Raw genomic sequence first — 14,924 nt, 5'->3', positions numbered from 1 at the left:
TCATCATCATAGTGCCCCAGGATTCAGTGGCGGTAACGGCGGCTCGTCCCGGGCCTGGCGAAGGTCGGCCACGCTGGGTAGCGCCTGGCGCAAGGCGCGCCAGGCGGCCTCCGACGGGTCTGGGCTCGGCTGACTGGGGTTCGGCTTGGCCGCGTAACGTTCCCGCCCCAGCACTGCCAGGCAGTGAGTGACTTCGCGATACCGCGAGTCGGGCAATAGAGGCGCCTTTCGCAACAGCGCCTGCCAGGCGCTCAGGCTTTCGGCGTAGCGTCGCGCCCGGACCTGTCGCTCGAGACGCCGCAATGCGGTAATGCCGCTGCGTTCTCGACGTAAACGACGCTGTTGCCTGGCGCGCGTCCAGAATGGCCACAGCCAGCGCCTTCCGCTGCCGATCAGTACGCCAAGTAACAAGATGACGATGCCCAGCGTCCCGTACTGGCGAAGCGACTGCCCCGCCACGGCAGACGGCGCCGGCGCACCTTCGATGGCGATCGTCATGCCCGCCACGCGCGTGGAAACGATGCGCTGATTCTTCAGGTCGTACCAGCGCACGGTGATATCGGGCAGCGTCACCGTCCCGCCGTACTGGGCGATATAGGTCAGGCGTTCGGTTCGGGAGCCGCCATTCGGTACCTCCGTGACGGTCGGCGACGTTGCATGGCGTTCCATATTGGCCACCACCGCCGACGGAACCAGCGACGGCAGTAGCAGCGCACTTCCCCCTTCCAGGGTGGCCACGATCTCTCGTTGCAGGCTGTCACCGATGGACAGCGAGACCGGCGCCTCGCCAGAGGGCACCAGCGATTCATCGGTCGTCGCCGGCGCTTCCGCCGCGGGCGGCTCGCCCGCCCGGATCACCGTCAACTGCTGCTCAAGCGTGAGCGACGTACCGGCGAGATAGGGCGAGAGCCCGGCGGCCGCCTCGGGCACGGCAGCGGTCAGTGTCTGCGGCGCCAGGGTCTGCGTGCGTGTGACCGTCTCGCCGGTTTCGGTATCCTGGAAGGTGATCTCCAGCGTCCCCTCCCCCAGCATGAATTCGCCCGCCGCCAGCGGCGTCAGTTCGTAACGCCGTGAGACCCCGGCCCAGCTCCGCCCATCGACTCTCCGGCTGACCGGCATCGTCGCTCTTTCCGGCAGTTGAACTCGCAGGTTCGGCTGATCGAGAGTGGGGAATTCCACGGGGCGCGGCATGAAGGTCGGCACCAGCACGGTGACGCGCAGCTGCGCGATCTCCCCGGGCGCCACACGCGTCGGCTCCAGCGTTGCCGTCACCCGCGGCGAAAGCGAAGACTCGGGCGTTGGCTGCGGCTGAGCGAAAATCAGGGGAGAAAGCCAGAGCCCACCAAACAGGCTCGACAGCAGTAACCGCCGAAGGATGGACGCGCTCACGGGGTCGCCTCCGCGGCTTCCAGGGCAAAGCGCTGACGCAGATAGTCGCCGGTATCCGAATCGATGGACGAGATCCACTGATCCGGGGTCAGCAGCTGATCATCCTCGTCCCCGGTCACGGTTGTCTCCACCCCCCGCTGCGCTTCATTGTCGAATACCACGTCATCGGCCCCTTCGCCACGATCCTCACCGGTATCCGACTGCTCACGGGTCTCCTCAACGTAGGTCAGTATCTGCCTGGCCAGGGCGAGATTACGCTCGCCTTCCGGATAGTCCGGGTCACGGGCAAGCGTGGTCTCGAACGCGGTGATGGCCTCGCGATACTGGCGATTGCGGATCAGCGCCAGCCCCTGGGTGAACGACGCACCGGCCGTCTCCAATGGGTTCAAGATGGCGACGGCCTCGCCATACTGGCCATCGCGGTAGAGCGCGTAGCCGCGCCAGGCGGGATCCTCGAACTGCTCGCTGGCACGACGATACTGGCGATGCTCCAGCCACCATCGCCCCTGCTGATCCGGCGTCAGGAAGGCGTCCATCAACCGGGCAACCAGCGGCGAAGCCGCTTCCGTCACCACCGCGCGTTTCGACACCCTCGCGTCGTTCTGTTGCGCCAGCGCGCTCCCTGGCGCGATGAGGCTCAACGGCAGCACACCGGTGACCAGCGCCACGGCGCCGAGGCTCCAGCCGCGCCGAAACCCTAGCAGTGCGAAAAAGGCCGCCGGCCAGGCCAACCAGGCGCTACGATCTTTCCAGGCCAGCCGGTCGTCGTTGAGCAGGGCTTGTCGATAGGCGGACGCCAGCGTCCTTTCCAGGCTCTCGACATCGCTGTCGTCCGCGCTGACGCGTACCTGCCGAGCGTCGAGTTCATCAACGACCGGCGCCGGCTGCCCCTCCGGCAACAGCGTCAGAAAGGCCAGCGTGTGGGCCGATTCGCGCGCCTCGAAAGCGGTTCGGTTCGAAGCGCTCATGCCATCGCTCACGAACAGGATCGTACCCGCCACGGTCTGATCGGCGAGCACGCTGTCGGCAAGCGCCAATGCCTGTGCCGACACGTCGCCATCGACAGGCATGATCTGTGGCGTCAGCCCCTCCAGATAGGGCTTGATCAGTGCTGGATCGCTGGTCGGCGGCACCACCAGATGGGCCGAGCCGGCGTAGGCGATCAGCGCCGTCTGTGCGCCGCTACGCGTGGCCAGCAGATTCTCGATCTTGATCGCGGCCCGCTCCAGACGGGTGGGCGGCACGTCGCTCGCCATCATCGAGGGCGTGACCTCGAGCGCGATCACCAGCGGCGCCGTCTGGCTGATCATCGGGTTGGCGACTCGGCTCCAACTGGGCCCAGCCAACCCGATGACCAGACAGAGCGCCATGGCGGTGAGACTGTCGACCGGCGAGAACCGCCGGCGAGCGTCATCTCCGATACGCAATGCGCGGGCCAGATGCGGCGCAAAGTGAGGCGATCTCGCCTCGCCCTGCTGGAAACGAAAGCGATACCACCACCAGAGTGCGGCGATCGGCACCAGCAGCAGGAACCAGTAAGGCCGCAGGAAGTGAAAGGCCGACAGCGCGCCCATTAGATTCATGACAGCCGCCTCCTGCCCAGCGAAACACTGCGCCAGAGCCAGGCCAGAAGCACCAGAACCAAGGCGACACCCATCGGCCAGGCCGCCAGCGACTGGCGCTCACGGTAGCTGTGATCGGCGATCTGCCGTGGCGCGAGTTCGTCGATTCGATCATAGACCTGCCTCAACGCCTGCTCGTCCGTCGCCAGGAAGCTCGTGCCGCCGGTGGTATCGGCAATGGCCTCCAGGGTGTCGGTATCGACGCGATTCTCCCCATTCCCTTGGGGATCGCCGATCGCGATGGTGATGATCTGAACATCCCGATCCGCGGCAATGCTGGCGGCGTTGATGGGGCTCATGCGGCTGCCGGTATCGGCGCCGTCGCTCAACAGGATCAGTAGCCGCTGGCTCACGTCGCTGGCATCGAACTGACGAATGGCCAGGCCGATGGCATCTCCCAGTGCGGTGTGTGGGCCGGCCATGCCGACCTCGGTGCGCGCCAGCAGGGCTTGCAGCGTATCGAGATCGGTTGTGAGCGGAGACTGGACGAAAGCCTGAGTGCCGAACACGATCAGCGCGAGGCGCTCTCCTTCACGGTCACCGAGAAAGCCGGCGATGACGCGCTTGACCCCGGCCAACCGCTGCAGCGTTTCGTCGTCCGACGCGGCGAAATCCTTTTCATCCATGGAGCCCGAGATATCCACCGCCAGAATCAGGTCGCGAGCCGAGGTCTGCCAGTGAATGGGAGCGCTGACGCGCTCCGGGCGCGCGAGCGCAACGACCAGCAGGCACCAGCAGAGCAGTGCCAGCGCCGACAGGATCCGCGAACGCGACATCACCTGAGCGCCTGCGGCGGGCGCGATGCCCGCCGCCTGCACATAGCGCTGAAAGAACGGCAGACGCAGCGCCGCCATGCGACGCTTGTAGGCAGGGACCAGCCAATGGACCAACAGCGGTAGCGGCAACAGCAGCAATATCCAGGGCGCGGCGAGCTCGATCATGCGCGCCCCCGTTTTGCATCGTGCACGCTGACCCAGCGTTCGACGCGACGGCCCAGATCGTCCAAATGACCAGGCTCGTCGAGGTGGCTATGGTCATCGAGATCGTCATCGTTCGGCTTTCGATACGGCAGCTCGGACAGCCGCACGACGGACGGCCCATCGAAACAGGCCTTGCCGGGCGCGACGGTGCCATTGAGGAAACGCCCCCAGGCCTCGCCGCGCAACGAAGCGACCTGCTCCCGGGGGAAGGCGGCCAGCGCCGTGCGTCTCAACACCTCGGCCAACGCGATGCTCCCCTCCCCGCTAGCCAGACGCCGATGCAGTTCCGCCAGCGCCTCGCGCCGATAGCGATTGGCCTGCCAGTGCCGATAGCGTCGCCACCCAAGCCATGCCAGCAGCGCGACCACCACGATAGCCAACACCAGCCAGCCCCAGGTCTGGGGCCACCAGGCCACGGCGACGGGCTCCGGCACCGGGGAGAGCTGATCGATCATCTGCGAGAGCATCAGCGGCGGCGAGGTGCCCGCGGTATCGAGCGCGCCGGCGGAAGCGGCTGGCGCGCTCATGGCTGCACGCCCCGCTCGTGCGCTCCTCTTTCGGTTCCTCGCCCTGCTCTTCGCCCCGATCCGCGCCCCATGCCAAGCAAGCGCCGGAGCTGCGGTGCCGTCTCCTCGCCTGACGAAAGCGGCGCAATGGAAAGTCCGTATCGGCGCTGCCATCCGAGCAGCGTCTCCCGGCGTGCGTGAGATACCTGCTCGAGCGCCTCTCTCACCCGCGCACTGCGGGTATCCAGAAGCGCCTGCAGCTTGCCGTCCGAGACGGTCTGGCGAAGGTCGTCCGGCAGCCGTTCCGCCAGTACATCGGTGACGGGCGCCAGCACGACGTCGTTATGTCGGCACAGCGCACTCAGCAGACGCTCGCTACGGGGGCCGATGACATCGAAATCGCTCAGCACCACCACCAGATGATCGCGACTCGCCAGCCTGGCGACCGCTTCCAGCACGGCATCCAACGAGGTCGGAGCGTCGGCCTCGGCGGCAGCGTGAAGCGCCAGATTGGCATCCGCGAGCCCGTGTAGAAAGCGCATCACGCTCGCTCTCGAGTTCGCCGGACGGAACTCCTGAATGGCATGATCGCTCACCACGATACCGCCCAAGCGATCACGCTGAGCCAGCACCGCAAAGGCCAGTATCGCCGCGGCCTCGGCGGCAGTGACGGACTTCATGGCGTATCGGCTGCCGAAGAACATCGACATCCGCTGATCGACGACGACCAGCGCCGGCCGATCGCGCTCTTCGGTGAAGACGCGAACGTGCGGTTCGCCGGTGCGCGCGGTCACGCGCCAGTCGATGTTGCGCACGTCGTCCGACGGCAGATAGCCGCGCAGTTCGAGGAAATCCAGCCCGCGCCCGCGCAGACGCGAGCCGTGCCGACCGTTCAGCACGCTGCGTGCCGGCTGCCGGGGCAACAGGCTCAATGTTCGCCCGATACTCTCCAGCCCACGCAAGTGAGCGAAGTCGGTATGGACTCGAGGATCGCGGTCACCGTCAGTCGTGACGCCAGCCCGCGGCCGTATGGAAAAGCGTGGCATCCTGGCCTCCTCTGCAAGGGTGGGCGAAAGCAGGGTGAGAGTGGGCAAAAGCCGCCATGATTACGGCAGCGCGACACGCGCCAGCAGCTGGGCGATGACCGTATCGGTCGTCAGCCCCTCGCCCTGCGCCTCGAAGCTGAGCCCCAGCCGATGGCGAAGCACGTCCGGGGCCACGGCCTGCACGTCCTGTGGATCGAGGTAGTCGCGACCGTTGAGCCAGGCGTGGGCGCGCCCGCAGCGATCCAGCGCCAGGCTGGCCCGTGGGCTGGCGCCCAGTTCGATCCAGCGCTCGAGGTCCTCGGACAGCGCCGCCGGATGACGCGTTGCCTCCACCAGGTCGGCCATGTAACGCTCGATCGGCTCCGCGACATGCAGGGCTGCGCTCTCGCGGCGTGCCTCGAATACCGACTCCTGGGCAATCACGACCGGCGCGCTCGGGGAGCCCTCCTGGCGCAGGGTCTCCCGCTCTTCGTCGCGTACCAACCGGATCACCTCGACCTCCTCCTCGACCGCCGGATAATCGATCAGCACCTTCATCATGAAACGGTCGAGCTGGGCTTCGGGCAGCGGATAGGTGCCCTCCTGCTCGATAGGGTTCTGGGTCGCCAGCACCATGAACAGCGATGGCAGCGGATGAGTCTTTCCCGACACCGTCACCTGGCGCTCCTCCATCGCTTCGAGCAGCGCCGACTGCACCTTGGCCGGCGCGCGATTGATCTCGTCGGCGAGCACCAGATTGGCGAACAGCGGGCCGGGGCTAAAGGTGAATACCGAGCCCTCCACGCTCTGGTGATAGACGTCGCTACCGGTCACGTCCGACGGCAGCAGATCCGGCGTGAACTGGATGCGGCTGAAGTCGGCCTCGAGATGTCGCGACATCGCCTTGATGGCACGGGTCTTGGCGAGTCCGGGCAGCCCCTCGATCAACAGGTTGCCGTTTGCCAGCAGACCGATGACCAGCCGACGAATCACCGGTTTCTGGCCGATGATCGAAGTGCCGATCGCCGCTTCCAGCGCTTCGAGTTCGGCCCGACAACTCATTGACTTGCCGCCTGCGGGTCAGCCTCGCGCCGACTCTGTCCGTCCAGGGTGGCGTCGTAAACCGTGCGCCAATCTTCGGCCATATCCACCAGTACCCATTGACGCTGTTCGGCCTCGTCGAGCCCCTGATCGAGCTTGCCGATGGCGCTTTCGCGATCGTAGGCGACCTCGCGCTCGCCATCGGTGTGATGGATCAGCACCCCCAGGCGCGGCCCATCGCCTTCGGTCGTCCAGGTCAGCATGGGGACGTCGCCATCGGAGTTGCCGACCGCGATGATCGGCCGCTGCCCCAGCGTGCGCTGGATGGTGATCGGCTTGCCATCGCCATCGTCCAGCCCGGCGATATCGCCCTGCTTGACCAGCGTCATCTCACCGCCCTCCCGCGATACCGCCAGCTTGCCGGTACTGCCCATCACGTTCTGCGGTGGAATGCCGTAAGCGTCCTCGGCAAAGACGCGCATGAAGTCGATGCCGCCGCCCGAGACGATATAGGTCACGTAGCCTGCATCGCGCAGATAGACGAGCAGCTCCAGCATCGGCTGGAAGACCATCTCGTCGTAGGCGAGCCCTGTTTTGGGATGACGCGCGTCAGCCAGCCAGTTACCGACATCGTCCTGAAACGCATCGACGGTCATGCCTGAGTGGCTCACGTTGACGATGTCGAGCAGCGATTCATTTCCCCCCGCGAGGATGGCCGCCAGATCGCGATTGTCCACGGCGGTTTGCAGCGCTTCGCTCAAAGCCCCCTCGGGCGCGTTCTCGGCGCGATCAAGCGCGTACGCGAGTTGGAAGTAGTAGGGTTGTTCGGACCACAACGTGCCGTCGTTGTCGAAGACCGCGATGCGTCGCGCCTGCGGCACGAAATCTTCACTGTCGGGATCGGTGGTCATCTCGACGAAATCGATGATGGCGTTTTTATGCTCGCCCGATTGCCAGGACGGCAGCGGGTCGGCCAATGCCAGAACCGGCAACCCGAAAAGCGATAGCAAGCCAATAGAGAGCAGTTTGGCGATGTCAAAGAAACGATGTTTCCTCAAGGTCATCACTCCTGTCATGCATCACGTCGGGCTCGCGCTCACCCTCATCCTGCGGAGCGCCGGGCGACGGAAAGAAACTTGGAAGACGGGCAAGTGCAGCCACGGCACTCGCCCGCCTATTGCGTTCGCCCCTGAAGCTTTTGCTATTGAGAGATAGGCTCCTGTAGCGTTTCCATCACCTTGTCCAGATTGAAACTCGCGGCTTCCTGACGCGGCGGGAATTCCTTGAAGGTTTCCAGGAATCTCGCGACGTAGGCCTGGGCGGGTACCAGCATGAAGGCGTGATCCAGCAGCCAATCGTAGTAGGTGTTGGAGGTGATCTGGGCACGCTCGTAGGGATCGCGACGCAGGTTGAAGATCAACGGCACGCGCAGCGATGTGAACGGGTTGGCCCAGGTCAACAGCGTCCCTTGGGCGCGCTGCTCCATGAACACCAGCTTCCAGTCGTCGTAACGCAGCGCCATCAGATCGCCATCGTCCGAGAAGTAGAAAATCTCGTGGCGCGGCGTATCGTCGGTTTCCCCCGTCAGGTAGGGCAGGAAGTTGTAGCCATCGAGGTGGACGTTGTACTCCCGCCCGATCGCCTGCACGCCGCCGTCGAGCAGTTCCTGCTTGATATCGGAGTTGCCGGCGATGGCGAGGAAGGTCGGCAGCCAATCCATATGGTGCATGACCTTGTTGGAGATAGAGCCTTCTTCGATATGCCCGGGCCAGCGCACCATGGCGGGCACGCGCCAGCCGCCTTCCCAGTTGGTGTTCTTCTCGCCACGGAACGGCGTCATCCCGGCATCGGGCCAGGAGTTCATGTGCGGCCCGTTATCGGTGGAATAGAACACGATGGTGTTATCGGCGATGCCCAGCTCGTCGAGCTTGTCGAGGAACAGGCCCACATGACGGTCGTGCTCGACCATGCCGTCGGCGTACTCGTTCTGGCCGGAAATGCCCCGCAGTGAATCCTTCACGTGGGTTCTGAAGTGCATACGGGTCGCATTCCACCACACGAACCAGGGCTCACTGGCTTGCGTCTTGCGTTCGATGAAATCCAGCGCAGCGGCAGAGGTCTCATCGTCGACGGTTTCCATGCGCTTGCGCGTCAAGGGCCCGGTGTCTTCGATCTCCCCATCCGCCGTGGAGCGGATGATCCCTCTGGGCCCATAGGCTTCCTCGAAGGTACGCCCATCTTCCAGCACCATGTCCCTCGGGTAATCAGGCAGTTCCGGTTCCTCCTCGGCGTTGAGGTGATAGAGATTGCCGAAGAATTCGTCGAAGCCGTTGTTGGTGGGCAACATCTCGTCACGGTCACCCAGATGGTTCTTGCCGAATTGGCCTGTCGCGTAGCCCTGCGCCTTCAACAGCCCGGCGATGGTCGGGTCTTCGGGACTCATCCCTTCCTTGGCACCCGGCATGCCGACCTTGGAAAGACCGGTGCGGAATACGCTTTGCCCGGTAATGAACGACGACCGCCCAGCCGTACATGATTGCTCACCATAGTAATCCGTGAACATCATGCCTTCGCTGGCAACGCGGTCGATATTAGGTGTGTGGTAGCCCATCAATCCACGGGTGTAGGCGGAGATATTGGACTGGCCGATATCGTCTCCCCACAGCACGAGGATGTTGGGTTTCGCGGAGGATTGGCTTCCTGACTGGCTTTGATTTTCCTGGGCCATCGCTGTTCCAGGCAGCGCCATTGCCACGGCCAGGGCGGCGGAGAGAACACCGTTCCAGCGCGTCGTTGACGGCTTTCTTTGACTGAGCTCCATCGAACAATCTCCTTCAAATCATCGGTTTTGAAGACAACGAACATGGAATTTCAAATTTTGATTTTTAAAGCACTACTTTTATCCTGGTTCAATCAGATGACTCTCCCACCAATTATTCGCACGCTTCATTTGTTTTTGTGGCACATCCAACAGACATTCATCAAAAGACCTTATCTGCTTATATTTCGATCCTGGAACTCGATTTCGGAACCGCCTTGACCAGCGTGTAAACCTCTCCCGTCTGTATTTTTGTATTCTCAACTGTCTCCGAGAGGCTCCTATTGAAATCACAGGCTCTTCCTGCCGCATCATTCTGGGCCAAATCACCACTTGGAAGACCCAGTGTCGTGACAACTGTTTCAACCAAACGGGGGCTTATAGTTTTCATAAACAGCTCCTTTATTCAGCTCATGGTCACCGCACCTTTTCCAACAAAAATCGCTCAAAACCTCCATCTAACCCCTCCACCAATGACATTCAGATAAGCACTGGAATACCGTCCACTGACACGCTGCCCGGAGATCGCCTTGGTCTGATCGACGTCCATATCACCGAGATAGATAAAGGTATAATTCAGGGTGAGGTCCAGACTCTCGTCCCAGCGATAATTGAGCCCCGTCGCCAAACGCCAGGCTTCGTTCATCGGGTTATCCAGAGTGCGGTTGCCGTTCTTTACCGCAGAGCTATCGTAGGCGATGCCCATGTTCCAGCGCAGGTGACGATGGATCTGTCGCTGGGCACCGAACGATACGTGCCAGGTATCCTGATAGTGGCGATCCGCCTCGGCGGAGGCATCGCTCAAGCCAGTATCCAGTTCAACGGCGACATCGCCGAACTCCGACCAGTTCTGCCAGCCCAGGCTGCCCATGACGGCCCATTCGTCACTGATCTGATGAAAAATGCTGGCGGTGATCGTTTCTGGAATGCGCAGGCCGAGACCAACACGATTGACGGCGATCTGCTGCACGGCACTGTCGACTACTGGGTTGTCGAGACCGCGGAAATCGGGGCGATCATCGAAGTCGAGATCGACCTTGCTGGTGTAGGCGAGGCCGAAGCGCGTGAAGTCGTCCATCTCGTAAAGCAGGCCCAGATTCCAGCCCCAGGCCGTGTCGTGATCCTCGTATTCCATCTGGCCGTCGGCGTAACCCGTCGCGCCGGCGACGTTGTTGTTAACTGCGGATTCCGTGCGGAAATTGCCGTAGACCAGGCGAGGGCCGATGCCCAAGGAAAGCTTGGGATTGAAGCGATAGGCGTAGGTCGGCTGGATCGACGCCGCCACGATGGAGGTTTCCTGAACGACGTAGCGGCCGACCCAATCATTGTCGTAATCCAGCCCCAGACCAAAGTTGCCGTAAATGCCGATGCCGATGGTCGAGCGCTCGTCCATTGGGTGGCTGACGAACAGGCTGGGCCCAGGTGTCGGCACCATGGCGTTACCGCCATCTCCGCCGTAAGTCGAGGTATTACCATCCGGGTCGAAGTCGATACGCCCGACGATCAGTTGCCCACCCACATAGAGCTGATTGCCGGGTAGCCGAGCGATGCCCGCAGGATTGGTCATCATCACGCTGGGGTCCATCGCCCTCGCGGCGGAGCCCGCATTGGCAAGCCCGCTATCTTCCTGGCCAACTTCATAGAGCAAAATGCCACCAGCTTCGGCAACCGCGCTGTAACCGATCACCGCGCCACTGGCGATTAGAGCCATCACCAAGGCATGCGGAAAGCGACAGACATGGCCGCCAGACGACTTGAGCGTCGACGAGTTCGCGCGCCGCCAGTCCCATCGCATAATTCGAGCGTGATTCATGTTCCCTGCCCCGCTTCCATGAGAGGTTCTTTAATCTGGAAACAGCAAAGTGGCGATCAGTCGGGCTCCCCATCCATCAGGCCCTCTGTCGTCTGGTGATTCGATCCAGTAGCGCAGCCCACCGCCCACACTGAGCGGCTGTGATCCCAGAGACGTCAGCTTGGTAAGCTGAAAATTGACCGGCGCCGACCAGTGGCTGACCTCCCAGTCGTAGGTCGATTCACTGTTGACGGTATAGGTCCAAGCCGTGGACGTTGTGTACGAGGTAAACGGCTGCAGAAAGGTGCTGTTGATATCGGGACGGTTGCTTTCACCGGCGACGTCCCAGATGTGGTTGGCGAGTAATCCAGTCGTCCAGGGTCCGCTCTGGCGCAGCACGACGCCCGTGGGTCCTGCGCCCCACTTGTCGCTACCCAAGGTATTCTCACTGGCGGTCGGCAGCAGAAATACCGGACCGGCGCCCCAGATGAGCCCGGAAGACGTCGGCGCCTTGGGCGAAAAGAACAGGCTCTGCACCACATCGCCGGTGCCGAATTGGTTACCCTGGCCGGGCACGACGTCGTTCTGGCTGATGATCGGCACGATGGTGCGGCTGATCAGATTCCAGTTCTCTGAAACACCGAAGGGAATGACGGGCTGAACGTTCAACAGATAACGTTCGCCATCCCCAGCTCCGACGTCTTCGTCGTAATTCAGTTGGAACGGCACGCTGATCAGGCTGGCGACAGGATTACTCAGCTTTTTTGCCAAGTCCTGATCGTCGGCGCCAACCGCCACACCCGCCACGCCCAGAAAAAACGTCGCGCAGAAAACTCGACTGTCGTCTGAAAGACTCGCTATTCCGGTTCCCATGATGCGCCCCTTGACTACAAGCAATTGTTATAATGGGCTTTATAGTTTCGTCATAGGAACGAAACACTCTGAGGCCCCAGCCTGCTAGCCTTTATATTTATTTCAAATAATTAATGACGCATAAAACGGCAGTCAGCAAAAAGAAAATTGCAATATGCTGTAATTGAGAAAGAACAAAAAAGGACATCAATCAAAGAAAAATCTTAACTATAGATAATTTTTTGCTAAACAATGCTTGCTCATCAAGATGTTATTAAAGTTACATTTTCAGCCTCTTCCCTGCTAAAAAGCCCAATCACCAAGACGAAAGTCGGAGATGGCTTTGAAACAGGACGCAACTATTAACACAATAGAAATAAGAACCAAGACCAAATTATTTACAAGTCTATATGAATATGCGGCATCAAGGCGTCTTGAATTCCCATGCTACGCTAATAGAAAAGCCGCTAACATTAGCGGCTCAAAAGGCAACTTCACTGTATGTGATAATCTTTGATCGTTTTAGCCTCTACCAGTCACCCCTGTCATTGCTCGATCCGCATCACCACCATCTGCGCGCCACGGTCATTTTCGAAGTTCTTGAGCGCCAGGGTCGGGCCACTGCCATCGACGCGATGAAATCGGACCTCCCCGCTAGATGTCGACGAGGACCATTCGGACCCAAGACATTGACCGATACCATCGGTCGCCGCTTCCAGTTGAGATTCGCCCGCGTCGGACTCGATCCTCCCCGAGCAGGTGTAGTAGGTCGGCCCGCTGGCGGAAACAATGGAACAGGCGTTAACGAATGCCTGGATCGAGGTATTCCAAATTTGACCGTAGCGCGTACTGCGAGAACCGCGTTTGATATCATCGAAGCCGTTATCTGCACTGGCAATGGCTTGCTGGAGATCGTCACAGTTCAAATAGGTCGTGACCGATTGCTGCACCGGGCCGCTACTCGCGCAGGCACCCAAGGTCAACAATATCGTGCCGCTTAGCAATGACCGCCCCGCCCTCGAAGTGAATCGCATCCTTCACACCTCTTGTCGTCGTTATCAATCCGTCGCCTGTCGATCGCGATTTTCACAGGCCGGTTCCGTAATGCTTTATTCAGCGTAGGCCAGCGACCTCGGGACGGGAAGCAAGATTCGTCTATTGAATGTCATCTTTGTCGATCACGACGACTATCCCACCAGAGCACTGCAAAATCGCTTGAGAAACTGGAGTTTTGTAGCGGCTCCCAGTATGTTCTTCCACCTGACAGGTATGAGCTTCTTACTCAAGGACGGATGGTATGTCATCGATATTTCGCTATGGCTGGATCGCTGCACTCGGGTTGCTGACAGCATCAGCGGCACAGGCCGCGCAACCGCAACTAAAAGGCGCGATCGGCGGAGGTGCGGCCTACTGGCCCAAATATCTGGGTAGTGACGATTACCACACTACGCCGTGGCCCACGTTCAACCTCACTTACGGTGATGCCTTCTTCGCCAGCCTGGAAGATGGTGTCGGCTGGAACGTGATTCGCCAGGACAAATGGCGCGTCGCGCCGTTCATCGGCTACGCCCTGGGCCGTGAAAACGAGGATGACATCAAGGATCTCGACGACGTCGACGGCGGCGCCACCGCCGGCCTGCGCGTCAATTACAATGACGCCAACTGGCGCTATAGCGCTTCCGCGCAAACGCCCTTCACCGGTGACCTGGACGGCTATCGGATTCGCTTCAAGGCGGACTATGTAACCAAGGTTGGAGAGCGAGCCGCATTCACGATCGGCCCTCGCTTCACCTATACCAGCGCCGACTGGGCGGACGATCTTTTTGGCGTGTCGAAGCGGGAAAGTGCCCGCTCCGGCATCGATGCCTACGACGCCAACGACGGTTATTTCTCCGCCGGGCTGGCGACCACCTATAGCTACTATGTGACGCGGCAGTGGTCGGTCACCGGGTTGCTGGGTGTGACGCAGTTGACAGGCGACGCAGCCGACAGCCCAATCGTCGATGATCTCGGCGATTCGACCCAGTGGCGAGCGGGAGCATTCATCAACTACCACTTCTAAATCGTAGAGACATAAAAGCGCCCGCCCCGGTGTCAGCCGGGGCGGGCGCTTTCGTTTTCCAGCGTAAAAAGCCTAACGGCGTTTGAGTTCGGCCCCGAACTCGAGCATGCGATCGAGCGGCACGAGGGCTCGCGCGGCGATGGCGGGATCGACGTGGATCTCCTGGCCGCAGCCGTTGGCGTCTTCCAGCACCGCCAGGGTGTTCTCCAGCCCGTTCATCGCCATCCACGGGCAGTTGGCGCAGCTTCGACAGGTGGCGCCGTTGCCCGCCGTGGGTGCGGCCATGAAGGTCTTGCCCGGCATCAGCTGCTGCATCTTGTAGAAGATGCCGCGATCGGTGGCGACGATGAAGCTGGGGTTGTCGAGCTGCTGCGCCGCACCGATCAGCTGCGAGGTGGAGCCGACCACATCGGCGACCTCCACCACCGACGCCGGCGATTCCGGATGCACGAGCACCGCGGCTTCCGGATGCAAGGCCTTGAGCTCGAGAAGCCCCTTGGCCTTGAACTCGTCGTGGACGATGCACTCGCCCTCCCAGCAGAGCACGTCGGCACCGGTGCGCTCGCGGACATAGTTGCCCAAATGGCGGTCCGGCGCCCACAGGATCTTTTCGCCCTGCCGGTCGAGATGGTCGATCAGCTCCACCGCGATGGAAGAGGTCACGACCCAATCGGCGCGCGCCTTCACCGCCGCCGAGGTGTTGGCGTAGACCACCACGGTACGCTCCGGATGCTGGTCGCAGAAGTCGGAAAAGGCATCGGCCGGACAGCCGATATCCAGCGAGCAGGTCGCTTCCAGCGTCGGCATGAACACGCGTTTTTCCGGGCTCAGGATCTT

13 protein-coding genes are annotated in these 14,924 nt (G+C 61.6%); 1 reads left to right on the top strand and 12 read right to left on the bottom strand.

The window, feature by feature from the left end:
• Nucleotides 1–6: 6 nt before the first annotated feature.
• From AC3AYF_RS02830 to AC3AYF_RS02780, 11 genes are all read right to left on the bottom strand, one after another.
• Entirely contained in the window at nucleotides 7–1,389 is a 1,383-nt protein-coding gene (locus AC3AYF_RS02830) for a hypothetical protein (RefSeq protein WP_487779376.1), read from the bottom strand.
• On the bottom strand, nucleotides 1,386–2,972 hold the full coding sequence (locus AC3AYF_RS02825) for a VWA domain-containing protein (RefSeq protein ID WP_295037460.1): 1,587 nt from the start codon (nucleotides 2,970–2,972) through the stop codon (nucleotides 1,386–1,388). The genes AC3AYF_RS02830 and AC3AYF_RS02825 overlap by 4 nt, the downstream gene beginning before the upstream one ends.
• Nucleotides 2,969–3,952 (bottom strand): VWA domain-containing protein, encoded by a 984-nt coding sequence (locus AC3AYF_RS02820; protein WP_295037462.1) that lies wholly within the window; start codon nucleotides 3,950–3,952, stop codon nucleotides 2,969–2,971. The genes AC3AYF_RS02825 and AC3AYF_RS02820 overlap by 4 nt, the downstream gene beginning before the upstream one ends.
• Nucleotides 3,949–4,518, bottom strand: a complete 570-nt coding sequence (locus AC3AYF_RS02815) for a DUF4381 domain-containing protein (RefSeq protein ID WP_295037464.1) — start codon at nucleotides 4,516–4,518, stop codon at nucleotides 3,949–3,951. The genes AC3AYF_RS02820 and AC3AYF_RS02815 overlap by 4 nt, the downstream gene beginning before the upstream one ends.
• Nucleotides 4,515–5,543, bottom strand: coding sequence for a DUF58 domain-containing protein (locus tag AC3AYF_RS02810; protein WP_295037467.1), 1,029 nt, complete (start codon nucleotides 5,541–5,543; stop codon nucleotides 4,515–4,517). The genes AC3AYF_RS02815 and AC3AYF_RS02810 overlap by 4 nt, the downstream gene beginning before the upstream one ends.
• A 60-nt stretch (nucleotides 5,544–5,603) precedes the next feature.
• Nucleotides 5,604–6,584 carry an AAA family ATPase gene (locus AC3AYF_RS02805; protein ID WP_487779375.1) on the bottom strand — a complete coding sequence of 327 codons (981 nt, stop codon included), beginning with the start codon at nucleotides 6,582–6,584 and terminating at the stop codon, nucleotides 5,604–5,606.
• Complete coding sequence (locus tag AC3AYF_RS02800; protein ID WP_295037471.1) at nucleotides 6,581–7,621, bottom strand: HAD family hydrolase; 1,041 nt, start codon at nucleotides 7,619–7,621, stop codon at nucleotides 6,581–6,583. Before AC3AYF_RS02800 ends, AC3AYF_RS02805 begins: the two co-directional genes overlap by 4 nt.
• A 143-nt stretch (nucleotides 7,622–7,764) precedes the next feature.
• Nucleotides 7,765–9,384 carry an arylsulfatase gene (locus AC3AYF_RS02795; protein WP_295037473.1) on the bottom strand — a complete coding sequence of 540 codons (1,620 nt, stop codon included), beginning with the start codon at nucleotides 9,382–9,384 and terminating at the stop codon, nucleotides 7,765–7,767.
• Nucleotides 9,385–9,826: 442 nt separating this feature from the next.
• A complete protein-coding gene (locus AC3AYF_RS02790; RefSeq protein WP_295037475.1) occupies nucleotides 9,827–11,194 on the bottom strand; it encodes an OmpP1/FadL family transporter in 1,368 nt (455 codons plus the stop codon).
• Nucleotides 11,195–11,224: 30 nt separating this feature from the next.
• Entirely contained in the window at nucleotides 11,225–12,046 is an 822-nt protein-coding gene (locus AC3AYF_RS02785; RefSeq protein WP_295037477.1) for a hypothetical protein, read from the bottom strand.
• 524 nt (nucleotides 12,047–12,570) lie between these two features.
• Entirely contained in the window at nucleotides 12,571–12,975 is a 405-nt protein-coding gene (locus AC3AYF_RS02780; protein WP_487779374.1) for a hypothetical protein, read from the bottom strand.
• A 389-nt stretch (nucleotides 12,976–13,364) separates the two neighbouring features.
• Here AC3AYF_RS02780 and AC3AYF_RS02775 point away from each other — a divergent pair, with 389 nt between their 5' ends.
• Entirely contained in the window at nucleotides 13,365–14,087 is a 723-nt protein-coding gene (locus tag AC3AYF_RS02775) for a MipA/OmpV family protein (protein WP_295037481.1), read from the top strand.
• Nucleotides 14,088–14,159: 72 nt separating this feature from the next.
• Here AC3AYF_RS02775 and nadA read toward each other — a convergent pair.
• Nucleotides 14,160–14,924: quinolinate synthase NadA (gene nadA / locus AC3AYF_RS02770; RefSeq protein ID WP_295037483.1), on the bottom strand; the 765-nt coding region annotated here is incomplete at its 5' end.

The sequence above is a fragment of the Salinicola sp. genome (assembly GCF_982684285.1).
This window is presented reverse-complemented; position numbering and strand designations above follow the sequence as displayed.

Excerpts from the sequence above, each read along its gene's own strand:
- AC3AYF_RS02825 (WP_295037460.1), bottom strand. The coding sequence starts at position 2,972 with ATGAATCTAATGGGCGCGCTGTCGGCCTTTCACTTCCTGCGGCCTTAC.
- AC3AYF_RS02820 (WP_295037462.1), bottom strand. The coding sequence starts at position 3,952 with ATGATCGAGCTCGCCGCGCCCTGGATATTGCTGCTGTTGCCGCTACCG.
- AC3AYF_RS02815 (WP_295037464.1), bottom strand. The coding sequence starts at position 4,518 with ATGAGCGCGCCAGCCGCTTCCGCCGGCGCGCTCGATACCGCGGGCACC.
- AC3AYF_RS02810 (WP_295037467.1), bottom strand. The coding sequence starts at position 5,543 with ATGCCACGCTTTTCCATACGGCCGCGGGCTGGCGTCACGACTGACGGT.
- AC3AYF_RS02805 (WP_487779375.1), bottom strand. The coding sequence starts at position 6,584 with ATGAGTTGTCGGGCCGAACTCGAAGCGCTGGAAGCGGCGATCGGCACT.
- AC3AYF_RS02795 (WP_295037473.1), bottom strand. The coding sequence starts at position 9,384 with ATGGAGCTCAGTCAAAGAAAGCCGTCAACGACGCGCTGGAACGGTGTT.
- AC3AYF_RS02790 (WP_295037475.1), bottom strand. The coding sequence starts at position 11,194 with ATGAATCACGCTCGAATTATGCGATGGGACTGGCGGCGCGCGAACTCG.
- AC3AYF_RS02785 (WP_295037477.1), bottom strand. The coding sequence starts at position 12,046 with ATGGGAACCGGAATAGCGAGTCTTTCAGACGACAGTCGAGTTTTCTGC.